22 protein-coding genes are annotated in these 22952 nt (G+C 46.2%); 20 read left to right on the forward strand and 2 right to left on the reverse strand.

Going from position 1 to position 22952, the window contains the following annotated elements; translation table 11 throughout:
* Positions 1–281 precede the first annotated feature (281 nt).
* Complete coding sequence (locus LAY41_RS17870; RefSeq protein ID WP_249100832.1) at positions 282–1079, reverse strand: PEP-CTERM sorting domain-containing protein; 798 nt, start codon at positions 1077–1079, stop codon at positions 282–284.
* Positions 1080–1540: 461 nt separating this feature from the next.
* Here LAY41_RS17870 and LAY41_RS17875 point away from each other — a divergent pair, with 461 nt between their 5' ends.
* From LAY41_RS17875 to LAY41_RS17890, 4 genes are all read left to right on the forward strand, one after another.
* The gene (locus tag LAY41_RS17875) at positions 1541–1873 is read left to right on the forward strand and encodes a thioredoxin family protein (protein ID WP_249100835.1); all 333 of its coding nucleotides are present in this window, start codon (positions 1541–1543) and stop codon (positions 1871–1873) included.
* Between the two features lie 126 nt (positions 1874–1999).
* Positions 2000–3169: an LL-diaminopimelate aminotransferase gene (locus tag LAY41_RS17880; RefSeq protein WP_249100902.1), complete on the forward strand. Its 1170-nt coding sequence runs from the start codon at positions 2000–2002 to the stop codon at positions 3167–3169.
* A 527-nt stretch (positions 3170–3696) separates the two neighbouring features.
* Entirely contained in the window at positions 3697–4971 is a 1275-nt protein-coding gene (gene iscB / locus LAY41_RS17885) for an RNA-guided endonuclease IscB (RefSeq protein WP_249100839.1), read from the forward strand.
* 126 nt (positions 4972–5097) lie between these two features.
* The gene (locus tag LAY41_RS17890; protein WP_249100842.1) at positions 5098–5523 is read left to right on the forward strand and encodes a response regulator; all 426 of its coding nucleotides are present in this window, start codon (positions 5098–5100) and stop codon (positions 5521–5523) included.
* Here the strand turns inward: LAY41_RS17890 and LAY41_RS17895 are convergent.
* Complete coding sequence (locus tag LAY41_RS17895; protein ID WP_249100843.1) at positions 5493–5726, reverse strand: hypothetical protein; 234 nt, start codon at positions 5724–5726, stop codon at positions 5493–5495. The genes LAY41_RS17890 and LAY41_RS17895 overlap by 31 nt on opposite strands.
* Positions 5727–6632: 906 nt before the next feature.
* Between LAY41_RS17895 and LAY41_RS17900 the strand changes: the two genes are divergently transcribed.
* The 16 genes from LAY41_RS17900 to LAY41_RS17975 all read left to right on the forward strand — a co-directional run bounded on the left by LAY41_RS17900 (position 6633) and on the right by LAY41_RS17975 (position 22869).
* On the forward strand, positions 6633–7538 hold the full coding sequence (locus LAY41_RS17900) for an NF038130 family PEP-CTERM protein (RefSeq protein ID WP_249100844.1): 906 nt from the start codon (positions 6633–6635) through the stop codon (positions 7536–7538).
* Between the two features lie 149 nt (positions 7539–7687).
* Positions 7688–9715, forward strand: coding sequence for an excinuclease ABC subunit UvrC (gene uvrC / locus LAY41_RS17905; RefSeq protein WP_249100848.1), 2028 nt, complete (start codon positions 7688–7690; stop codon positions 9713–9715).
* 164 nt (positions 9716–9879) lie between these two features.
* Positions 9880–10020, forward strand: coding sequence for a hypothetical protein (locus LAY41_RS17910; protein WP_249100851.1), 141 nt, complete (start codon positions 9880–9882; stop codon positions 10018–10020).
* Between the two features lie 179 nt (positions 10021–10199).
* Entirely contained in the window at positions 10200–14795 is a 4596-nt protein-coding gene (gltB, locus tag LAY41_RS17915) for a glutamate synthase large subunit (protein ID WP_420840328.1), read from the forward strand.
* The gene (locus LAY41_RS17920) at positions 14770–14943 is read left to right on the forward strand and encodes a hypothetical protein (protein WP_249100858.1); all 174 of its coding nucleotides are present in this window, start codon (positions 14770–14772) and stop codon (positions 14941–14943) included. The genes gltB and LAY41_RS17920 overlap by 26 nt, the downstream gene beginning before the upstream one ends.
* Positions 14933–15130: a DUF6887 family protein gene (locus LAY41_RS17925; RefSeq protein WP_249065550.1), complete on the forward strand. Its 198-nt coding sequence runs from the start codon at positions 14933–14935 to the stop codon at positions 15128–15130. Before LAY41_RS17920 ends, LAY41_RS17925 begins: the two co-directional genes overlap by 11 nt.
* A gap of 27 nt (positions 15131–15157) precedes the next feature.
* On the forward strand, positions 15158–18454 hold the full coding sequence (locus LAY41_RS17930; protein WP_249100860.1) for an HsdM family class I SAM-dependent methyltransferase: 3297 nt from the start codon (positions 15158–15160) through the stop codon (positions 18452–18454).
* A 43-nt stretch (positions 18455–18497) separates the two neighbouring features.
* On the forward strand, positions 18498–18743 hold the full coding sequence (locus LAY41_RS17935) for a hypothetical protein (RefSeq protein WP_249100863.1): 246 nt from the start codon (positions 18498–18500) through the stop codon (positions 18741–18743).
* Positions 18740–19000, forward strand: coding sequence for a type II toxin-antitoxin system RelE family toxin (locus LAY41_RS17940; RefSeq protein WP_249100866.1), 261 nt, complete (start codon positions 18740–18742; stop codon positions 18998–19000). The genes LAY41_RS17935 and LAY41_RS17940 overlap by 4 nt, the downstream gene beginning before the upstream one ends.
* 109 nt (positions 19001–19109) lie before the next feature.
* Positions 19110–19394 carry a type II toxin-antitoxin system Phd/YefM family antitoxin gene (locus tag LAY41_RS17945; RefSeq protein WP_249100868.1) on the forward strand — a complete coding sequence of 95 codons (285 nt, stop codon included), beginning with the start codon at positions 19110–19112 and terminating at the stop codon, positions 19392–19394.
* Positions 19391–19777 carry a type II toxin-antitoxin system VapC family toxin gene (locus tag LAY41_RS17950; protein WP_249100872.1) on the forward strand — a complete coding sequence of 129 codons (387 nt, stop codon included), beginning with the start codon at positions 19391–19393 and terminating at the stop codon, positions 19775–19777. The genes LAY41_RS17945 and LAY41_RS17950 overlap by 4 nt, the downstream gene beginning before the upstream one ends.
* Before the next feature lie 10 nt (positions 19778–19787).
* Entirely contained in the window at positions 19788–19946 is a 159-nt protein-coding gene (locus LAY41_RS17955; RefSeq protein WP_249100874.1) for a hypothetical protein, read from the forward strand.
* A gap of 27 nt (positions 19947–19973) precedes the next feature.
* Positions 19974–20219 carry a hypothetical protein gene (locus tag LAY41_RS17960; protein WP_249100876.1) on the forward strand — a complete coding sequence of 82 codons (246 nt, stop codon included), beginning with the start codon at positions 19974–19976 and terminating at the stop codon, positions 20217–20219.
* Positions 20216–20476, forward strand: a complete 261-nt coding sequence (locus LAY41_RS17965; RefSeq protein ID WP_249100879.1) for a type II toxin-antitoxin system RelE family toxin — start codon at positions 20216–20218, stop codon at positions 20474–20476. The genes LAY41_RS17960 and LAY41_RS17965 overlap by 4 nt, the downstream gene beginning before the upstream one ends.
* 394 nt (positions 20477–20870) lie before the next feature.
* The gene (gene gltD, locus LAY41_RS17970) at positions 20871–22355 is read left to right on the forward strand and encodes a glutamate synthase small subunit (RefSeq protein ID WP_249100882.1); all 1485 of its coding nucleotides are present in this window, start codon (positions 20871–20873) and stop codon (positions 22353–22355) included.
* 130 nt (positions 22356–22485) lie between these two features.
* Complete coding sequence (locus tag LAY41_RS17975) at positions 22486–22869, forward strand: ribbon-helix-helix domain-containing protein (protein WP_249100885.1); 384 nt, start codon at positions 22486–22488, stop codon at positions 22867–22869.
* Positions 22870–22952: the final 83 nt, after the last annotated feature.

The following is a 22952-nucleotide window of genomic DNA, read 5'->3' on the forward strand; positions in this document are numbered from 1 at the left end:
TACCAAATCCGGCTCTAATACCCTCTTTATTATTTAGCCTCGCGTTGCGTGGGCTTTGTCCCTGTAGCCGCGACTTCAGTCGTCAGGCATAAAGTGGGTGATAGATGCGGATTTGGTATTGCTCCCTTCGGGCCACAAGATTATGTAGGGGCGTTCGCTCTTGCGGTGCGGATGCACTTAGCATTGCGGAATTAACGTTTCGGTTTTGAGTTAAGATTAATTCCGCAATGCTTCGCCCGACCACTATACATAGCCTTCCACCGAGAAGGGAGTAATCACGACTAACGCCGTTTCAGCACTGCACCAGCACCAGCAACACCAAACACTAGCAAAGCTAAAGCAGAAGTTGGTTCGGGAACAGGCGTCGGCTTATGCAAACCAGCCACAAAGGTGAGATCTGCGTCAAACTTGTTGGGTTCGTAATTTCCTTCGCCAAACCCACCAGTTTGGGGAGCGAAGCTACCGCCAAGGAATCCGCGTCCGTCAGCGCCATTCACTTTGTCCGTTGCCAGTAGGTTGGTGATGCGGATAGCATCAATTGCCTCGTCGTTGCCGATGCCGAAATCGCTTAAGTCGAAACCTGTGGCAAAAACGTTAGTTTCAAATCCATCGCTGAACTCGTATCTGAACTCGCTGAAGCTGCCAGAGCCTACTTTCCTAACAGAGACGGCATATGCCTCTGGCGACCCCCAGCTACCGTTCTCGTATACTACCAAGTCCTTACCAGCGGCGTTCCTCAGAGACATCCCATTTCCCCAGTTGAGTTCGATGACACCTCTGTTGGTATCATCGCCAAGATTTACGGAGGTGCTGACGCCAGGATCGAAGCCAAGAATAGAGCCGACGGTTTTACTGGCAACTTCGGGCTGGTTTGCAAGGAAGTTGGCATAGAAACCAGAGATGTTCTCGCTTCCTGAGACGATCGATCCTCCGACTACAGAGTCGGCAGCATCCCAGGTGTAACCCGCAACGGTTAAAGAGGCGGCTGTCGCTCCTTGCACCGTTGCAAATCCTACACCAGTGAGGATGCTTAGTGACAAACCGATTTGATTCCAGATTTTTGGAGTAAAAGTTTTCATAGAGGTGATGCCTCCCAACAAATGTGTTTCGATCGTGGGGAGACTCAAAGGTGCGATCGCAAGAACGCTCCGATCGAAAGTATAGGCTAATCTTTTGAAACCTTACTTTAGTTATAAAGCTTAGGCATCTTGGTGACAGTTCCATCATTGCTGGTGATGAGAATTACCTTGGAGTTACTCTGCCCCCAAACTGCTAATCCACCATTCAAATGCTTAAAGCCTCGATACTTTGACCGCTCCAGCGATTTTCGATGAGTCTTCTTCCAAATGCACCCTAACATACTATTTATAGTCTCATAACCAGTGATTTTACATACATTCGATGAAGATATTGTAAAGATTGCGATCGCCCAGCAACTTTGGGCCACCCAACTAGCAAATATCTAACGGTCAAGCCCAGTTGAGATCGTGTCTGGGGTGGGGTAATTTGATCAATGACTGTTGTTGCGTGAAAAAGTGTCATGACCAGTTTGATTGCAATTACCGATTCTGAGTTTGAAACCGAAGTCCTGAAAGCAACACAGCCCGTGTTGGTATACTTTTGGGCGTCTTGGTGCGGGCCTTGCCGTCTGATGACGCCGTTAATTACCTCCACAACCCAAACCTATGGCTCTAGCCTCAAGGTCGTCAAAATGGAAGTCGATCCCAATCCAGATACCGTGGCAAAGTATAAGGTGGAGGGTGTTCCGGCACTTAGACTGTTTAAAAACGGTGAGTTGATCGGGACTGTTGAAGGAATTGAGAGTAAACAGAAAATCACCAGTTTACTGGAAACTCATCTAAGCAGTCAGTAGCTAGGGGCTAGGGGCTAGGGAAAGAGGGGAGTGGGGGAGTGGGGGAGTGGGGGAGCAATGACTACTAATGACTAATGACCGATGACTAATGACTAATGACTAATGACCGATGACCAATCAGAAAATATGCAGTTTGCCAAACGTTTAGATCCCCTGCAATTTAATGTTTTCGCGGATATGGATCGGGCGAAGGCAAAAGCGCTAGCAGCGGGTAAGCAGTTAATAGATCTGTCGCTGGGATCTTCGGATTTGCCAGCCGCAACCCACGTTGTCGATGCGATCGCTCAATCCCTAAAAGACCCCAGCACCCACGGCTACTTACTGTTTCGCGGCACAAAAGATTTTCGAGTTGCAGCCGCTAACTGGTATACCCAAAAATTCGGTGTTCCGGTTGACCCAGAAACGGAAGTGCTGCCCCTGATCGGTTCCCAGGAAGGAACAGCCCATTTACCCCTAGCAATTCTCAATCCGGGGGATTTTGCCTTGCTGCAAGACCCGGGTTATCCTTCCCACATGGGTGGCGTCTACTTAGCCAGCGGTCAGATCTACCCAATGCCTCTGCGGGCAGAAAATGAGTTTTTGCCTGTGTTTGATGAAGTACCAGCCGCAGTTTTAGCGCAGGCGCGAATGATGGTGCTAAGCTATCCCCACAATCCTACTACCGCTCTAGCACCCTTATCTTTTTTCCAAAAAGCAGTCGCCTTTTGTCAGAAACACAACCTGGTGCTAGTTCACGATTTTCCCTACGCCGATTTAGTGTTTGAAGACACCAAGGCACATTCAATTCTGGAAGCAGATCCCGAAAAAACTGTTTCGATCGAGTTCTTCACTCTTTCCAAGTCTTACAGCATGGGCGGTTTTCGGATCGGTTACGCTATTGGAAATGCCGAAGTGATTCGGGCGTTGCGGCTGGTGAAAGCGGCAGTTGATTTCAACCAGTACCGTGGTATTTTGAATGGTGCGATCGCAGCCCTCAATGGCCCTCAACAAGGAGTCCAAGCCACCGTTGCCACTTTTCGATCGAGGCGAGATGCCTTCATCAACGCTTTACATCGCATTGGCTGGCAAGTGCCAACACCAGTCGCCACCATGTACGTCTGGGCAAAATTACCCGAACCTTGGGCTGCCAATTCTATAGGATTTTGCACCCAGCTAGTAGAAACAACGGGAGTAGCCGCTTCACCCGGTGCAGGCTTTGGCAACATCGGCGAAGGCTACGTCCGCTTTGCCTTGGTACAGGAACCACCAATCTTAGAAGCTGCCGTTGAAAGAATCGCTAAGTTCCTTTCTCCGTAATAACACGGATCTTACACACTAATACTTGTTCGTATTCTTCACAGAATCTTTCCCTAAAGCCGAATAGAAATTTTAGGACTTACGCATTTGATTTTGCACCCACTACTGTAGGGGCAATTCATGAATTGCCCCTACATCTAGAGGTAAAAACGCCAACAATCATGGTAAGTCCTGAATTTATTTTTTCTACCAATTCATGAATTTTCCATAAAGGTATCGCTTAATTAGCAGTATTGCTAATGTATTGCCCTAATATTACTCTCTAGGAATTTTCCTAGCTGGCGTCAGCACCCCCGGCTGAAGCACGGGGGCTTCATGCCTCCATTTCAGATAGCTGACCAGCCTTAGTCTGATGACTACGTTCGGAGCAAGAGTTTAAGTTCCTACCTTGGGTTGCGTAGCTAGACCCAAGCCCTAGAACCGAAACGTTAAACATCTTTAAGGGGTTTAAGGAAGTGCGTTTTGGAAAGTACCGACTCCGAACATTGGCGAAGCTAACTTTACGAGAAATCAGGAGAGACGCAACAATGTCTAACTTTGTTCTAGTTCTAGATGCCAACCGTAAACCACTCAACCCCTGCACCCCTGGAGTTGCTAGAAGTTTACTCAGGTCAGGCAAAGCAAAAGTGTTTCGACGGTTTCCTTTCACGATTGTTTTAAACAAAGCTGTTGACGATAAACCATTACCGATGCAACTGAAGCTAGACCCAGGCTCAAAAGTAACTGGAATAGCCTTACTCCAAGAAGAAAAAGTTGTTTTTGGTGCAGAACTTATCCATCGCGGACAACAGATTAAGAATGCGCTTGAGTCACGCAAAGCATTAAGAAGGGGACGGCGTAACCGTAAAACCAGATCCCGTAAACCTCGTTTTCTTAACCGTACCCGGCCTGATGGTTGGTTGGCTCCCAGTCTTCAGCATCGGGTTGAAACAATTCTGACTTGGGTTAATCGGTTTTGTCGATATGCCCCCATAAAAGGGATTTCGCAGGAACTTGTCCGATTTGATTTACAACAAATGGACAACCCAGAAATATCAGGCGTTGAGTACCAGCAAGGTACGCTATTTGGTTATGAAGTTCGGGAATATTTATTAGCTAAGTGGTCGCGAAAATGTGCTTATTGTGGTACTGAAAACGTACCTTTACAAATTGAACACATTCACCCCAAAGCTAAAGGCGGTACAAACCGAATTTTCAATCTATGTCTGGCTTGCGAACCTTGCAATATCAAGAAAGGAACTCAGGATATTGAGGCTTTCTTGAAAAAGAAGCCGGATGCCTTAAAGCAAATTTTGGTTCAAGCTAAACGTCCATTAAAAGATGCAGCAGCAGTCAATTCAACCCGATGGGCATTATTTAACAGGCTCAAACAAACTGACTTGCCTGTTGAGACAGGTAGTGGCGGAAGAACCAAGTATAACCGATGTCGCTTGGAGTTACCGAAGCAGCACTATATTGATGCGGCTTGTGTTGGGAAAGTTGAGCAGTTAACGGTTTTAACTCAACAACCACTACTAATCAAAGCACAGGGGCATGGTACTCGCCAGATGTGTGGCACGGATAAATATGGCTTCCCAATTCGTCATCGGTCTAGAACTCAAATTCATCAAGGGTTTCAGACGGGAGACATTGTTAAAGCTGTTGTTGCGAGTGGCAACAAGGTTGGCATTTATGTTGGGCGCGTTCTTTGTCGAGCATCTGGCAGTTTTGATATTGCAACCAAAGATGGGCGCGTACAAGGAATTAGCCATAAATACTGTCAAGCAATTCACCAAAAGGATGGTTATGCTTATTCTTTTTAGGAATACACGGCGAATAAATTCGCCCGTGTCGTGTTTCATCCCCCGGTTAAAACACGGGGGCTTCCACACTTCCCAGAGGTTTTAGGTGACAGCTTTTCACGCTAGTGCTATCAAACAATAAAAATCATGCTGAAAATGCAGAAAATCCACATTGCTCAGTCAGGAGAGCGATTTTTGACTGGTCGTATTTTACTGGTTGAAGACCACGAAGTAAATCGCCGCTTGCTGAGCGACTATCTCAGCTACCTGGGATACCAGGTTCTCTGCCTTGCCGAAGGGTCTACCTTTTTTGAGGCTATGTCCCAGTTCCAACCTCACTTGGTTTTGCTAGACCTAAAATTACCAGGTATTGATGGGTATACTCTACTTCAACAAATCCAACAGAAGCCAGACTGGCAGGAGGTGCCGGTGATAGTCGTTTCAGCGTATGCTTTTAAGGCTGACCAACAACGCGCCCTAAATTTGGGAGCTAAAAGGTACTTCGTCAAACCCGTGAATCTTTCTTATTTGCGGCTGGCAATTCAAGAAGAACTGCGCGATATGAGGACATAAATAACCTTTCGTTTTTCTTTGACTATTAACCGTCTTTTCTTGGCAGCAAGTTTTTCTCCAATCTGGGATAGATTTTGCATAGAGTCTCTAACTTCGTCCATTTTAACCTCAATTTGTGCCACTAACAGATTCACTGTTTGCAGGTGATTGAGGGTTTGATTCAAGGCTTCCCGATATTGAGTTTCAAGGTTTTCTGAAGTCATGGATGCAACCCCGTTTGTGTGAGATCGAGCGGCAAAGGCTTCAAAAGTAATAGGCTCTTAGTTTTAATTTAAACTCTAGTTCTTTAAAAATAGTGTTTGCTGGTCATAATTTCATTTTTCCTGGTTATCTAGTTATAAAAGTTAAATAATTTTTGATTAATTACATTGCAATTGCTTCATTAAACTTATTAATTAAGTATTTATACGTAAAAAACTAATCAACTTTTTAAGTATTTTATGATTTAGCTCGCTAATTTCTAATGGCAAGCTTTAATACCTTCCCTTGCACACATAAAGGTAGATTTGTCAATGGTATATTTAGCGGTTTAGTAATACTGAGGGAAATACTAAAGTCATACGAAATCCGGGTTTATTACCCCCCCTTTTTATTTTTGGCTTAAACATTCTAGAGACGTTTCATGAAACGTCTCTACAGCAGGTCAATATAAGCTTTGTAGGTTGGGTTGAGGTACGAAACCCCACAAATGCGTTGGGTTTGGCTTTACAAGGGCCTAACCTACAAAGAAATGGCGAAGGTATTGAGAAGAGAAACCGGGTTTCTTGGGAAACTTTGGGATGTTTCGGATAGGCTCGGCGTCTTTTGTCGTTATCTTCACCAAAACTTTGCAAAAAAAGCACAGAAAGTTTACCTATTGCCCTTGCCATACTCCTAGAATGGACGAAGTGAAAGAAAAAAATGCCCAGTTCAAATTACTGGGATATTTGGTAATAAAGGATGAGGGTAGCACTACTGCTAGAGAGGCTAAAAAATTATCACTTCGGTCTTGTGCCCGGTATCACAACCAGCCTAGACTCCTCAAGCGAATAATGAAATAGACGACCCGGCGAATAGTGACAATATTTAGCTCAGACCATCAACTAAGAAACTTTGAGGAGAAATCAAAAATGCTACAAACTATTAAACGTATTGCTATCGGTGCTTCAATGGTTGCCAGTGCCAGCGTTCTAGCTACCGCCCCAGCCTTGGCCGCATCCCTCACGGGGGCTACAATTGGCGGAACCGCAGCTAGTGATTATTTGGTGTATGGTGTGTCCGGGAATAATACCGTTGTCATTCCAAATACTCCGGCCAACGTCCAATCAGTGTTGGACGGTAACGCTGCCAGTCCTACCGGCAACGTAGAATTAAGAGCTAGCACCGAAAAAGCTAGTTTTAGTGGAGCCGATTTCGCCAAAAACACTACTTTGAGTGGTAATATTGGTGGCAAGGCGCTCACTCTGAGCAGTTTAACAGCTCAAGACTGGTTTGGTGGAGTAGGTCTCCCTACCGCATACGGCGCGGCAAACCTTGCTAACAAGTGGTTTAACGATTTCATCACCAAAGCTGGTTATGGTGCAGCCGTAGGAACTGGTAATGCGGCAAGTATGTATAATCTCTTTTTGGGTTCTAAGGGATTCCAAGCAAGCAGCGACCCCAACATCTCCTACGTCAACCAAAATGATAATACTGGCCTAATTAGTATTGGACTGGCAGGTCACTACGATGTAAAAGCTGCCTATGCTAGTAATCCCAGTTTTGCAATTTTTGCAAATTTGTTGCCAAATGGATTCCAAGCAAGTGAAGTGGTCAAGTACACTTACAATGGCGTGACTGACTATCTTTACAGCTTCAATGCTACTAATTCGGGTCTGGTTGCAGCAGACGATGGAAAGTCTCACAATGGTAACTACGAAGTCACTATTGCTGGGGTTCCGACTGTAACAGTCCCTGAACCTTCTAGTCTGCTTGGTTTAATGGCTGTAGGTGGCTTGTTTGCCGCTACCAAGCGCAAGTCCGCAAAAACTGCATAATTACCAGTTCTCCGCAAAGTCATAATTTTAGAAACCGGGTTTCTCCGAAAGAAACCCGGTTTCTGTCCATTTGGAGGGTCGGAAATGCCCACCCTCCAAACACAAAGCCTTTTGTATGATGGTGATAGACAAACTTTCCCGAATCTGTCGTGACCATTTCTACTCTAGCACTATCTTTAATCAAAGACCCGGAACGCTTGGAAGGTCGCCTCAAGGAAATACCTCCTGCACCTGGTGTATATTTTATGAAGGATGAGAGCGATCGCATCCTCTACATCGGCAAATCGAAAAAATTGCGATCGCGTCTGCGTTCCTACTTCCGCGACTCCAAAGACCTCAGTCCCCGCATTGCCCTAATGGTACAGCAGGTAGCCGAGATCGAATTCATCGTCACCGATACCGAAGCGGAAGCACTAGCATTAGAAGCTAACCTTGTCAAGCAGCACCAACCTTACTTCAACGTACTGCTCAAAGATGACAAGAAATATCCCTACGTCCTGATTACCTGGTCAGAAAACTATCCGCGCATTTTGCTCACCCGCAATCGGAGACTGGGTAAGAAACAAGATAAGTATTACGGCCCTTACACGGATGCTGGTATTTTACGTCAAACCTTACATATAATAAAACGCATATTTCCATTGCGTCAACGTCCTCAGCCCCTATTTAAAGACCGTCCTTGTCTAAATTACGACCTGGGTCGCTGTCCCGGCGTATGTCAGCAGCTGATATCGTCAGAAGAATATGGCAAAATCGTACAAAAAGTGGCAATGGTTTTCCAAGGTCGCAGTCAAGAACTGATTGACATCCTGACGGCGCAGATGGAACAGGCGGCAATTGAGCTAAACTTTGAAACGGCAGCGCGTATCCGCGACCAAATTAGTGGATTGAAGTCTCTGACTGCCGACCAAAAAGTCTCCTTGCCCGATGATACCGTATCGCGGGATGCGATCGCGCTTGCTGCCGACGATCGACACGCCTGCATTCAATTATTCCAGATTCGCGCCGGACGTTTAGTTGGAAGATTGGGATTTGTTGCAACAAGCTGTTTCAATGGCAATTTTGGATTGGGGGATGAGGGTGAGAACCGCGAATCGTTGGAGGCTCAAGATAAATCCCAAATCGATGCGGGAGCGATTTTACAGCGGGTATTAGAAGAACATTATCAGAATGCCGAATCAGCAGAAATTCCCATCGAAATTCTGGTTCAACATGAATTACCGGAAAGTGAAATGCTGGCAGAATTTTTAACCGAACGCAAAGGTCGAAAAGTGACAATTTTGGCACCACAAAGGCAAAGCAAAGCAGAGTTAATTGAAATGGTGGAACGCAATGCCGAGCATGAATTATCTCGGATACAGCGATTTGCCGATCGCAACTCCCAAGCAATGCAGGATTTAGCCAACATTCTCGACTTACCAGACTTACCGCGACGGATAGAAGGTTACGACATTTCCCACATTCAAGGTGCAAATGCTGTAGCATCTCAAGTTGTATTTATTGATGGTATACCTGCCAAACAACATTATCGACATTATAAGATTAAAAATCCCGCCGTTACTGCCGGTCACTCCGATGACTTTGCCAGCCTCGCCGAAGTCATCCGTCGCCGCTTTCGTAAATATGTAGAACATCCTCTTGTGGAGCAGAGGGGCAGAGGGGCAGAGGGGCAGAGGGGCAGAGGGGCAGAGGAGATTTATCAATCCAAAATCCAAAATCCAAAATATGGAATTCCCTCTGATTTCCCCGATCTGGTAATGATTGATGGCGGTAAAGGTCAGTTATCATCGGTTGTGGCAGTTCTGCAAGAAATGAATTTGTTAGAAGATTTGCGAGTCGTAAGTTTAGCCAAACAGCGAGAAGAAATATTTCTGCCTGGGGAATCTTTGCCACTTCAAACCGATGCAGAACAACCTGGGGTGCAACTGTTGCGGCGATTGCGGGATGAGGCGCACCGATTTGCTGTTACTTTCCACCGCCAGCAGCGGAGTGATAAGTTGAGACGTTCTCGTTTAGATGAGATTCCGGGATTGGGATTTGAGCGGCAAAAGCAACTTTTGGCGCATTTTAACTCGATCGATTATATCCGGGCGGCGTCTGTTAAACAGCTAGCGGAAGTTTCGGGAATAGGGCCTCGTTTAGCTCAGGAAATATATGATTATTTCCATCCAGGTTAATAGAATTTGAATATTTTTTACCGCAGATGAAGACAGATGAACGCAGATGTGGATCTGGAGCGAGCGTGAGGTATAGCCACAGTCAGATAAGTGCTGAGTCTAGTCCTTCTCCCGGACACTCTCTCATATCATGTCAGGTAACATCGGTTACCTAAAAAATTCGTGTGATTATTCTTATCTGCGTTAATCTGCGTTCATCTGTCTACATCTGCGGTAAAATTTTAACCAACAATGACAACAGACAATTTGACGATATCGCTCCCCACCCAGCACTCAGCACTCAAGAAGCACTTTGCTATATGTAAGTTGAATGAGATTTTTAGGTATTGGCATTACTATGTTAAAAGCGAACATATCTGACAATTGCCTTAAGATATTGTGGCTACAAGCCTTCCGAGGATAGAAAATTCAGAGTAGCCAGAGTTAATAAGCTCGCTAACCTTTAGATAACACCTACTATTTGCCACTTTTGGGCGATCGATAAATAATGAACAACAAACTGCCAGCAAAACAAGGTCTATACGATCCACAGTTCGAGCATGATGCGTGCGGCGTCGGATTCATCGTGCAGATGAAGGGGAAGAAGTCGCACGATATAGTAGAACAGGGCCTAACGATCCTCTTGAACCTCGACCATCGCGGTGCCTGCGGTTGCGAACCCAACACGGGTGATGGAGCGGGTATCTTGATGCAAGTGCCGCACAAGTTTCTCAAAAAAGTCGCTGCGGCGGAAAATATCACCCTACCAGAACCGGGCCAGTATGGAGTCGGCGCAATCTACTCCTCCCCCGATCGGGCCACGCGCCAGAAAAGTCGGGAGATTTTTGAGAGCATCGCCGCCGAAGAAGGCCAGCAGGTGATCGGCTGGCGCAACGTCCCCACAGACAACTCGCCTCTGGGTAATACCGCGAAATCCAGCGAACCTTTCATGGAGCAGGTTTTTATCCAGCGTGACCCAAACCTACCTGATGAGCAGGCTTTCGAGCGCAAACTCTACATCATCCGCAAACGAGCTTACAACGCCATCCGCGTCACCCAGATAGACCAACACTGGTATCCATCCAGTCTCTCGTGCCGCACCCTTGTTTACAAAGGGATGCTCATGCCAATACAGGTGGGGCAATACTATCCCGACTTGCACGATCCCGATATGGAGAGCGCGTTAGCGTTGGTACACTCCCGTTTCAGCACCAATACCTTCCCCAGCTGGGAACGATCGCATCCCTATCGCTACATCGCCCACAACGGCGAAATCAACACCCTGCGCGGCAACATCAACTGGATGCACGCTAGGGCATCCCTCTTCGAGTCAGAATTGTTCGGTGACGACCTCAAAAAGATCCAGCCCGTCATCAATATTAACGGCAGCGACTCCACCATCTTCGACAACGCCCTGGAATTACTGGTGTTGTCAGGCCGATCGCTTCCCCATGCCATCATGATGATGATACCGGAACCGTGGACAGCCCACGAGTCCATGAGCGATGAGAAAAAAGCCTTCTACGAATACCACTCCTGTCTGATGGAACCTTGGGACGGCCCAGCATCGATCGCCTTCACCGATGGGACGATCATGGGTGCGGTACTCGATCGCAACGGTTTGCGTCCATCGCGTTATTACGTCACCAAAGACGACCTCGTAATTGTGGCTTCGGAGGCAGGTGTATTGCCCATCGAACCCGATCGGATCGCCTCTAAAGGTCGCCTCCAACCCGGTCGGATGTTCCTCGTCAATACAGCGGAAGGCCGTATTGTCTCCGACGATGAAATCAAACACAAAATTGCCACCGAACATCCCTACCGCGAGTGGATCGACAAATTTATGGTCGAGTTATCGGCAATTTCAGATGTCAAATCTGAGATTTCAAATTTGAAATCTGAAATTCCCTTAATCCAGCGGCAAATCTCTTTCGGTTATACATTTGAGGAACTACGCCTGTTGCTGACTCCGATGGTGCGAGATGGCGTGGAAGCTGTTGGCGCAATGGGCGCAGATACACCCCTGGCAGTGCTATCCGATCGGCCCAAACTACTTTACGATTACTTCCAGCAACTGTTCGCCCAAGTCACAAACCCACCGATCGATTCCATTCGCGAAGAGATTATCACTTCCGCAGAAACAACGATCGGTTCTGAACGTAACTTACTCAAACCAGAACCAGAAAGCTGTCATCTAATCGAACTGAAAACGCCAATAATTAGCAATGAAGAACTGGCAAAACTCAAATATATAAATCAAGGCAACTTCAAATCCATCACCATTCCCATCCTATTCAACCCGAAAGAAGGGGCGAAGGGACTCGAAACCGCGATGGAAGAAGTTTGCCTCATAGCGAATGACGCGATCGCAGATGGTGTAAACATCATCATCTTGAGCGATCGCGACACCGACTCATCTAACGCCCCCATTCCCGCACTGATGGCTGTTGCTGGCCTCCATCATCACCTGATTCGCCAAGGTACACGCACGCGAGTCGGAATCGTACTCGAATCCGGCGAACCCCGCGAAGTCCATCATTACGCAACCCTAATCGGCTATGGCTGCGGCGCGATAAATCCCTATCTCGCATTCGAGACGATCGACGATATCATCCACGAAGGCTTATTGGTTAATGTCGATCGCAAAACCGCCCATAAAAACTACGTCAAAGCCGCAACCAAAGGCGTCATCAAAATCGCTGCCAAAATCGGTATCTCCACACTTCAAAGCTATCGAGGGGCACAGATTTTCGAGGCGGTTGGATTGAACCAATCGGTAATCGACAAATACTTCACCTGGACAGCATCGCGGATCGAAGGCGCAGACCTCGAAGTCATCGCCAAAGAAGCCATTTTGCGGCACTCTCACGCATTCCCCGATCGCGAAGTCAACGGCCATACCCTCGATGTCGGTGGCGACTACCAGTGGCGTTCCGGCGGCGAGGCGCATCTGTTTAGCCCGCAAACAATCCACGCACTGCAAAAGGCAGTGCGCGAAGGCAGCTATGAGCTTTTCAAACAATATGCCGCACTGGTAAATGAGCAGAACCAGAAGCATTTCACCTTGCGCGGTTTACTAGAATTTAAGCAGCGGGAGTCTATCCCCATTGAGGAAGTTGAGCCAGTGGAAGCGATCGTCAAACGCTTCAAAACCGGCGCGATGAGCTACGGCTCAATCTCCAAGGAAGCGCATGAAAGTTTAGCGATCGCGATGAACCGTATCGGCGGTAAATCGAATACCGGGGAAGGCGGCGAAGACCCCGATCGCTACACCTGGACGAACGAGTTGGGCGACTCCAAAAACAGCGCTATCAAACAAGTTGCATCCGGTCGTTTTGGCGTCACCAGTTTGTATCTTTCCCAAGCAAAAGAACTTCAGATCAAGATGGCGCAAGGTGCGAAACCTGGAGAAGGCGGACAACTTCCTGGGAAAAAAGTATATCCCTGGATTGCCAAAGTCCGTCACTCAACTCCCGGCGTCGGTTTGATTTCGCCACCGCCGCACCACGATATCTATTCGATCGAAGACCTCGCCGAACTAATCCACGACTTGAAGAACGCCAACCGCGAAGCCCGAATTAGCGTCAAACTCGTCTCCGAAGTCGGTGTAGGCACGATCGCGGCTGGCGTTGCGAAAGCTCATGCCGATGTCGTCCTCATCGCAGGCTACGACGGCGGTACGGGTGCTTCCCCCCAAACTTCCATCAAGCACGCGGGATTGCCTTGGGAATTGGGTTTGGCAGAAACGCACCAGACATTGGTTTTGAATAATTTGCGATCGCGCATTGCTGTGGAAACTGACGGTCAAATGAAGACGGGACGCGATGTTGCGATCGCGGCCTTACTGGGTGCTGAGGAGTTCGGATTCGCTACTGCCCCCCTCGTCACCCTGGGCTGCATTATGATGCGCGTCTGCCATCTCAACACCTGTCCAGTCGGCGTCGCTACCCAAGACCCCTACCTGCGGAAGAATTTCACCGGCGACCCCGCCCACACGGTCAACTTCATGAAGTTTATCGCGGCTGAAGTCCGGGAAATCATGGCGCAACTCGGTTTCCGCACCATGAATGAAATGGTGGGACGCACCGATGTCCTGGAACCGAAGAAAGCGGTGGAACATTGGAAAGCAAAAGGACTTGATTTCTCGAAGATTCTTTACCAGCCAGAAGTCGGACCCGAAGTCGGTCGTTATTGCCAAATGCCACAAGATCACGGACTTGACAAATCTCTCGACATGACAGTGTTGCTGGATCTTTGTAAAGGTGCGATCGAAAATGGCGAAAAAGTGAAAGCGACCCTACCCATCAGCAACGTCAACCGCGTCGTCGGTACTATTCTGGGCAATGAAATCGCCAAACGCCACTGGCACGGACTACCGGAAGATACTATCCACCTCCACTTCCAAGGCAGCGCCGGACAGAGTTTTGGCGCATTTGTCCCCAAAGGCGTCACCCTGGAATTGGAGGGCGATGGCAATGACTATGTTGGCAAAGGACTCAGCGGCGGCAAGATAATCATCTATCCACCGGCGGCTTCCACTTTTGTGGCCCAAGAAAATGTCATTGTTGGCAATGTGGTTCTCTATGGTGCGACTTCGGGCGAAATTTATATCCGGGGAATTGCAGGCGAACGTTTTGCCGTCCGCAATTCTGGGGTGAATGCGGTTGTCGAAGGTGTGGGCGATCACGCCTGCGAATATATGACTGGTGGTAAAGTCGTTATCCTTGGCGCAACTGGGCGTAACTTTGCGGCGGGGATGAGTGGCGGTGTTGCCTACATTCTCGATGAGACGGGCGACTTTGCCACACGCTGCAATATGTCGATGGTGGCGCTGGAAAAACTGGAAGATGCTGAGGAAATCAAGGATCTTTACGAGATGATTCAGCAGCACATCGACTATACCAAGAGTGAGAAGGGATCGAAAGTGTTGGCGAACTGGGAGGAGATGGTGCCCAAGTTCGTCAAAGTGATGCCGAAAGACTACAAGCGCGTGTTGCAGGCGATCGAAAAAGCGATCGCAGACGGCTTGAGTGGCGACGACGCCCTCACCGCCGCCTTTGAAGAAAACGCTCGCGATGTTGCCCGCATCGGCGGCAGCTAGGGTAGGAGTGGGGGAGTGGGAGAGTGGGGGAGTGGGAGAGGAGAATTTTCACTCAGCACTCACCACTCACCACTCAGCACTCAAAAAGGATATTGAGGTTGCGATCTATTCAGATGGAAGTTGGGAGTTTTTGCCAAATGAAACCTGATTTTGAGGTGATGAGTAAAGCTCAATTGAGGGCTTATGTGTTAAAGCATAAGGAAGATATAGAAGCTTTACGCGCTCTCATGAGTCGTCGCGATCCGAAGGGAATCAAGTATAGTTTTCCGAATACCGAAGAAGGACGAAAACAGACAAAAGCGGCGATCGAGCGTAAAATTGAGGAAAATTTGTAGAGATAGGGTTATTCGTGAGGTTAAGAGTTGTCCAAGAGCAATAGACCACCAAAACAACAAGCAGATCCATTAGCAAAGTGGCTGGCTTTGAATTGGGATCGACCTGAGCGATCGTACAATCCAGATGTGCGTGATTTTTTAGCCGCATTACTGGACTATCCAAAAGAGAGAGTAGTCACGGAAGATTCAGGTGGCGGCGGTTATCCAGATATTAAACTCCTAACTTCCGAAAAAATTGCTTGGGTGGTGGGAGACTTGAAAAAAGATGATGCTGAACTGACGAGCAAAAATGGAAGGGCAAAACTGTGGAATCAGAAACGCAAGTATGTTGAGGGTTTAACTCGATACGTTTTATTTTTAACGGCTCATTATCTCTGGATTGTTTTGCCAAATGGCGAACCTGTTGAAGGTTTAGAAAACCCCCTTGATTTATCAGGAACAACTTTTGAGCAATTAAAAGAAACACTTAAATTTATTTCTTCAGAACAAGCAGAACATAATAATCAATGGGCGAGTTTTATTGAAGGCAAGTTGCCTTATGTATATTTAAAGCTTGACGATCCTGATACGCTAGACAGACTGCGCCAAGACTTACAAACCAGTTTTGCTGAATTGAGTGAAGCTGGGGAACAAGCAATTTCTAGATTGCAGGAACAATATAAAGAATACAAACAGCACGAACAGCAAATACAGGGTAATCTTGTTGGTGCGGTTGATAGCCAACGCCGCGCCTTTATGCGACTGAGGAATAAATTTAGCTTTGAACGATATCTATTTGATGATATTTTGCCTCAGTTTGAAGACCAATATGGTCGAGAAGTTAGCGCCAAAAACAATAACCAAGCTATTGATAGAATTCGTGAGGCTTTTGTTGCGGATTCAGTAGCAGTACTGATTGCCCGCGTGTTATTTCTTAGACTTGTTGAGGATTTGGAATTAACCAAAAAACGGCGACTTTCCAATGGAGGGCCACAAGACTGGGCGGCTTTTGTGGATCAGTTAACTGGTGATGCCCGTGCTTTGGTGCGACTGGTAGCTGAAGATGTTGGAAGACTGTATAAAGAACCTTTTGAACGCAATGTTTTTGATTGGCTTTATCAAGCTAATGGTATATTAGATACTGCATTGCAACGGTTGATTTTGCGGTTCAATGCCTATGACTTTTCAGGATTATCTGAAGAAATTTTAGGGGATATTTATCAAGCATTTTTACCGACAGCAAAACGGAAGCGATTGGGAGAATTTTATACTCCTCCCTCAATTGTAGATTGGTTGCTAGAGCAAACTATCTTTAGTCATGGTGATGGTAAATTGCTCGATCCGTCTTGTGGAAGTGGTTCATTTTTGGTGCGTTATGTCCATCGTTGTTTAGAAGATGCCAAAACTAGAGGACTGTCTCAGGATGAGGTTTTGCAAGAACTACAAACTAATGTTTGGGGCTTTGACTTAAACCCTTTTGCTGCGTTTATTAGTCACTTTCAATTGATGTGGGCAATGCTCAGGTTTAAACCTGTAACTGAACCTCCGAATATTAATGTTTACAACATTAATAGTTTGTTAAAAGATGCGGATCTCGTTCCCATTCTTGGAGAAGGTTTTCTTCCCCCAGGTTCTAAAGAGCGAGATAGCGGACAGTGGAAATACATCCTTGGCAACCCGCCTTACATCCGAGGGGAACGGGTTAAGTATGGCGAGGAAATGCGAGGTTTATGGCAGCAAGTTTGGGGACAAAATTCCGATACTGGTTTAGTTTTTCTCTATCGGGCTTTAACTGAATCTCTCGAATCTGGCGGTTTTTTGGGAATGGTGGTAAGTGGGGGTTATGCTAATTCCGAAGCTGCTGCAAAGGTTTGGAAATTGCTTTATCCTCGTCAAGAAGCTGCATTACGTAAACTCGTTTGGTTGGAGTTTACAGATCGACCGATTTGGGATGTGGCTCGCATTCCTTTAATTGTGGTAATTGAGAAAACACCAGCCCAAGACGATGATGAAATAGAGTTATATGTACCTTCGACATGGCCAAGCGATGAACCACCTGTCAAAGTTAAGTATAAAGATTTTTTTGACTACAAAGTGAACCCAAGAGTTACGGAAGAAACAAATCGTAACACGCGAGAAGGACTGTATGGCGAATATCTATTAGCGTTGTTACATCCTGAAGATGTACCAATTTTGAAAAAATTATACCCAAATGGCAATGGAGGTAATATCGTTGGGTTGAAGGAAGCGGTTGCTCAACAAATCAGCCGCAATAATCGCCCGTTTTGGTGGACGTATGGAATTCAAAGAGGCGGAACAGAAGTTACTTCAGAATCAACAGGAGTTAAGCCTATTCAAGTGATTGCTGGACGCAGTTTAGCAGTTGGATGGCATGGAGAAGCAGCAGGATGGGTCGATCTTGAAGCAGTTAAGAATAGACCTAATGGAAAATTGAGTTTATGGGCAGAACGAACTCCTGAAGCTTTTATTATAGTTTCTGAATTAGCGAAAGCTCCTTTTGCAAGTGTTGTAAAAGGAACTGATTTTGCTGCTGTTAATACTGTCATTGTTGCTGTACCCAAAGCGAATAATCCATCGGCTGAAGCAGTTGCAGCCTATTTAAATAGTAAATTAGCTCGTTATTATTGGGCTTTGCGCTTAAGAAGTGGAGTGATTCAGGGATATTATGCCCATGTTTACCCCCGCACTCTTGAATCAATGCCTTGGGTTAGAAACCTGGATGCTAAGATTGAACAACAATTAGTAGATAGTTATAACAATTTAGCTCAATTAGCTGCGATCGCGAAGAATAACCCAGATGAATGGTTGCTATCTGAGGTAGAAACTCGAATTGAAACGAGTCGGTATAAATTGAGCGATCGCACTTTAGGATTAAATTTCTCTAACTGGAGTACTGAAGATGTACAAGTTGAGGAATTAAACTTAGATGGAAACTTGCTTCGAGCAGGTTTATTTTCAATTCAACTTGTAGATGCTAATCTGGCAGAACTGGTTTATAAACTACTGACTCTCAATAGTGACGAAGATACATCCATTTCTAGAAGCACGATTCAAAAGTTATTAGTTCCTCAAAACTATGCAAATTTAATGCAAGAGTATCGACAACGCCAAGTCAGTTTTCAACAGGTAGAGTCAAACTTTTTTGAAGTTCTCGATCGCATCGATAGCACTGTCTATGAAATGTTTGGAATCACAGATGAAGAAAAAGAACATATTGAAACTCGCCTTGCTATTTTTCCGTTAAATAAACTTCAACCCCGATATCCCTGGCAAACAGTCAGACCCAGACCTATTAAGGCTTACACTGAGGATCGGTTTGTATGATTTTGAAAAAAAGCCAAAAAATTGAAATCAAGAGAGAAGAATAATGACAACAGTAAAATTTAGCGTTCCCTTTGAATCATTGATTGAAGCAATTACATCTTTAGATTTGGAAAAAAAGCGTCAGATTTTGGAAATCTTAGAGGATTTGTTGTTTGAAGCGGAAGAAGAATCTATCGAGCAAGAACCACAAGTTATCGCGGAGATTGAAGCAGCTAGGAAGGCATACCAGATGGGAGATTATCAAACTATTCAGGGATATATTGCTAGTCAGTCTGGCAAAAATTTATGAGTTATGCTGTTCTTATCCCCAAACCTGTTCAAAAGCAACTGGATGATTTACCAGAGGATGTGCGTAGTCGAATTATAGAGAAAATCCTGTCACTTGCGGAACAGCCTCGTCCACTAGGAGTGAAAAAACTGAAAGGGTTTGAAAAAGAATACCGCGTAAGAGTTGGTGAATACCGAATCCGTTATGAAATTGATGACGAAACATCAATTGTCGTAGTTCTCCACTGCAAGCATCGCAGGGACATTTATCGGAAATAATATCCATAACACGATCAAGGAAAACACAAAGATCGACTATTTTCATCTATTAATTACAATTCGCGTCAATATTTATTTGACACAAATGTAATCATCAGCGCCTTATTGTTTGAAAAATGAACTATCTCAAAAAAATATATCAGACTTCAAAGGAAGGAGAGGACTCATGCGTAAGGTTGATTTAAAAGAAGCAGAAAGTCTGCTGGCGGAACTCATCGAAGAAGCCGCAGAAGGTGAAGATGTTATCATTACTCGAAGTGATGGAGTTTCTTTTAAGATTGTAGTCATCCCGAAAGAAGAACCACGCCCAAAATTTGGGAGTGCGAAAGGTTTAGTTGAGATGTCGGATGATTTTGACGAGCCCTTGGAAGATTTCGAGGCTTATGCACCATGAATCTACTGCTCGACACCCATACTTTCCTTTGGTTTATTGGAGGCAGTTTGAACCTCAGTGACACAGCACGAAACCTCATTGAAACTAAAAGTAACCAACGATTTATGAGTATTGCAAGTCTTTGGGAAATGTCTATCAAAGTCAGCATAGGAAAACTAAAGTTAGCTATGCCTTTTACAGAGTTGGTGAGAAGAGAAGTTAATGACAACGCCATAGAAATAATTGGGATATTACCAGAACATTTAGATGCGTTAGCCAAATTAACATTTCATCACAAAGACCCCTTTGATAGACTCATTATCGCGCAAAGTTTAGTGGAGAGTATGCCTATAGTTACCAGAGATACAGCATTTTTCAATTATCCTATAAAGGTACTTTGGTAGTTCAATTAAGTTGTTTTATGTAGTTACCTTAACAGTTGGCAGCAAGCTACGCGATCGCAACGGTCGTACTTACGAATCGATCGGTTTGCGTCCAAATCAGATAATGGTATTGCACTTTGAGCCAGTGTATCCCAATTCAAAAGCTGAAATGCTGACAAACATAGTGTAAACAAATTGAAATCAAGAGAGCCGCCTAATGACAGCAGTTAAATTTAACGTTCCCTTTGAATCATTGATTGAAGCAATTACATCTTTAGATTTAGAAAAAAAGCGTCAGCTTTTGGAAATCTTAGAGGATTTGTTGTTTGAAGCGGAAGAAGAATCTATCGAGCAAGAACCACAAGTTATCGCGGAGATTGAAGCAGCTAGGAAGGCATACCAGATGGGAGACTATCAAACTATTCAGGAATATATTGCTAGTCAGGCTGGGAAAATTTTATGAGTTATGCTGTTCTCATTGCCAAACCTGTTCAAAAGCAATTGGATGATTTACCAGAGGATGTCTGTAGTCGAATTATAGAGAAAATCCTATCACTTGCGGAAGAGCCGCGACCTCTAGGAGTGAAAAAGTTGAAAGGGTTTGAAAACGAATACCGAGTAAGAGTTGGTGAATACCGAATCCGTTATGAAATTAATGACGAAACATCAACTGTCGTAGTTCTCCATTGCAAGCATCGCAAGGACATTTATCGGAAATAGTTGGCGATGTTTCCTAGATTTCTCAAACACCAATAATTGTGTAAAAGTTATTTCAATGGAGAAAGACAAAGACCCAGAATGGCATTTGAACGATCGGCGTACAAGGACGTGGATGATCCAATGCGTCATTTGCCAGACAATAGGCTACCATGCAGACGCTCCTGAAAAATTCTTCGGTCGTTACCATTTGGTTAAACATTTTAAACCAATGACCGTTGATTCCAGTGGTGTTTGTGATGATTGTAGGAAACATCAAGGATGAAGCCGATCGCAGAGGAGACAGGGATATCGCATAAACTGGCCCCTACTATACAATACCGATCGCACCGCCCATGATATAACACACCCTACAAAATCTAAAATCTAAAAATCTAGCATCGGTTGAGACACGACTATGGGAAAACCAACTGGCTTTATCGAATTTCTGCGGGAAGCGCCATCGGAACTAGCGCCGCTCGATCGCATTCGCAATTGGGACGAATTCCACGTACAGATGGAGGAGGACAAGCTCCGCACTCAAGGCGCACGGTGTATGGACTGCGGCATTCCGTTTTGCCACACGGGTACGCTAATTAGTGGCATGGCGAGCGGTTGCCCGGTCAACAACCTCATCCCCGAATGGAACGACCTCGTATATCGCGGTCTGTGGCGCGAGGCGCTCGATCGCCTGCACAAAACCAACAATTTCCCCGAATTCACTGGTCGCGTCTGCCCTGCCCCCTGCGAAGGCTCGTGCGTACTCGGCATCAACAACCCGCCAGTTACGATTAAAAATATCGAATATTCGATTATCGAAAAAGGCTGGTCAGAAGGCTGGATCAACCCAGAACCGCCAACTAAGCGTACCGGGAAAAAAGTCGCCATCATCGGCTCTGGCCCAGCAGGTATTTCTGCTGCCGCCCAGATCAACAAGGCCGGACATTGGGTGACTGTATTTGAACGGGCCGATCGCCCCGGTGGTCTGCTCATGTATGGTATCCCAAACATGAAGCTTGACAAGGAAGAGGTCGTCCTGCGCCGCCTGAACGTCCTCGAAGAAGAAGGCGTGAAGTTCGTCTGCAACACAGAAGTTGGCAAAGACCTCCCCGTTGAAAATCTGCTCAAAGAATTCGACGCCGCAGTCCTCTGTACTGGCGCTACCAAACCCCGCGACCTGACTATCGAAGGACGCGAATTAAAAGGCATTTACTTCGCGATGGACTTCCTCACTGCGAATACCCAGGCGATTCTGGACAAGACTCAGAACGGCAACTTCATCTCTGCCGAAGGTAAGGATGTCGTTATCATCGGCGGGGGCGATACGGGTACTGACTGCGTTGGCACTTCCTTGCGCCACGGCTGCAACAGCCTCGTGCAACTGGAAATTTTGCCCAAACCGCCTTCGGAACGGGCTGCTAACAATCCTTGGCCTGAATGGCCGAAGGTTTACAAGATGGATTACGGCCAGGAGGAAGCGGCGGCGAAGTTCGGGGAAGATCCGCGTGGCTATCTCACCACGGCGACGAAGTTCGAGGGCGACGAAAACGGCAACGTGAAAGCTGTCCACACGGTGCAGGTGGACTGGGAGAAAAACGACAAAGGCCAGTTTATTCCGAAGCACATCCCTGGTACCGAAAAAGTTCTACCCGCACAGCTCGTCCTGCTCGCTATGGGCTTTCTCGGCCCCGAACAACCCCTCCTGGATGCCCTGGGGGTCGATCGCGACGCACGCAACAACGTCAAAGCTGACTACGGCAAATACGCTACCAGCATCCCTGGGGTCTTCGCCGCTGGCGATTGCCGCCGTGGGCAAAGCCTCGTCGTTTGGGCTTTTAATGAAGGTCGCGGGGCTGCCCGCGAGTGCGACCTCTACCTCATGGGTAGCACCGACCTCCCTTGAGGGAAATGGTAGGCTGTCTCACTGACCTGCTAGGCTGGGAATCCCGCACCAAATCAGAGATTATGGTGCGGGAGAATGTCAAATGATTGTCACGCAAAAAAAATAACGCAAAAAGTCAGGTTAAGAAGCTATGGCAGAGAAGGTAATGGTAAGTTGTCAGATTCCTGAAGACTGGAAGGAAAAGATTGCGCGGCTGGCTGAGGAAAGGAAAAAAGAGCCAAGTCTCATAATTTACGAAGCGATCGCACAATACTTGGGTGAAAATGTCGAAACCACTGACAGTCGCCTTAATGCCTTGGAAACAGATGTAGCTCAACTGGGCACCACCGTCAATACCTTACAGCAACGATTGCACACAGCGGCTTCCATCATGACCGCCTCTTATGCTGCATCAGGAAAGCTACCCCAAAAGATTCAGAAGCAAGAACCCCTAGCTGATGAAGACGAGTCAGAGGATGAACCTGATGAAATTCTCTATGGTTTTCTCCCACCTGAAGAAAGACCATTCATGTAAGACAACTGATAACCCTTACTTATACCTCCCATCAGAAACACTATGACAACAACACCTTTACAAACCTAAATAAAGTGGCTAAT

It is taken from the genome of Argonema galeatum A003/A1 (genome assembly GCF_023333595.1).
Classification (GTDB): domain Bacteria; phylum Cyanobacteriota; class Cyanobacteriia; order Cyanobacteriales; family Aerosakkonemataceae; genus Argonema; species Argonema galeatum.

Coding starts and splice junctions, on each gene's coding strand:
- LAY41_RS17960 (WP_249100876.1), top strand. CDS start 19,974: ATGACAGCAGTTAAATTTAACGTTCCCTTTGAATCATTGATTGAAGCA.
- iscB (WP_249100839.1), top strand. CDS start 3,697: ATGTCTAACTTTGTTCTAGTTCTAGATGCCAACCGTAAACCACTCAAC.
- LAY41_RS17880 (WP_249100902.1), top strand. CDS start 2,000: ATGCAGTTTGCCAAACGTTTAGATCCCCTGCAATTTAATGTTTTCGCG.
- LAY41_RS17890 (WP_249100842.1), top strand. CDS start 5,098: ATGCTGAAAATGCAGAAAATCCACATTGCTCAGTCAGGAGAGCGATTT.
- LAY41_RS17870 (WP_249100832.1), bottom strand. CDS start 1,079: ATGAAAACTTTTACTCCAAAAATCTGGAATCAAATCGGTTTGTCACTA.
- LAY41_RS17965 (WP_249100879.1), top strand. CDS start 20,216: ATGAGTTATGCTGTTCTCATTGCCAAACCTGTTCAAAAGCAATTGGAT.
- LAY41_RS17975 (WP_249100885.1), top strand. CDS start 22,486: ATGGCAGAGAAGGTAATGGTAAGTTGTCAGATTCCTGAAGACTGGAAG.
- gltD (WP_249100882.1), top strand. CDS start 20,871: ATGGGAAAACCAACTGGCTTTATCGAATTTCTGCGGGAAGCGCCATCG.
- LAY41_RS17950 (WP_249100872.1), top strand. CDS start 19,391: ATGAATCTACTGCTCGACACCCATACTTTCCTTTGGTTTATTGGAGGC.
- LAY41_RS17900 (WP_249100844.1), top strand. CDS start 6,633: ATGCTACAAACTATTAAACGTATTGCTATCGGTGCTTCAATGGTTGCC.
- LAY41_RS17875 (WP_249100835.1), top strand. CDS start 1,541: ATGACCAGTTTGATTGCAATTACCGATTCTGAGTTTGAAACCGAAGTC.
- LAY41_RS17920 (WP_249100858.1), top strand. CDS start 14,770: ATGTTGCCCGCATCGGCGGCAGCTAGGGTAGGAGTGGGGGAGTGGGAG.
- LAY41_RS17935 (WP_249100863.1), top strand. CDS start 18,498: ATGACAACAGTAAAATTTAGCGTTCCCTTTGAATCATTGATTGAAGCA.
- LAY41_RS17925 (WP_249065550.1), top strand. CDS start 14,933: ATGAAACCTGATTTTGAGGTGATGAGTAAAGCTCAATTGAGGGCTTAT.
- LAY41_RS17895 (WP_249100843.1), bottom strand. CDS start 5,726: ATGACTTCAGAAAACCTTGAAACTCAATATCGGGAAGCCTTGAATCAA.
- LAY41_RS17940 (WP_249100866.1), top strand. CDS start 18,740: ATGAGTTATGCTGTTCTTATCCCCAAACCTGTTCAAAAGCAACTGGAT.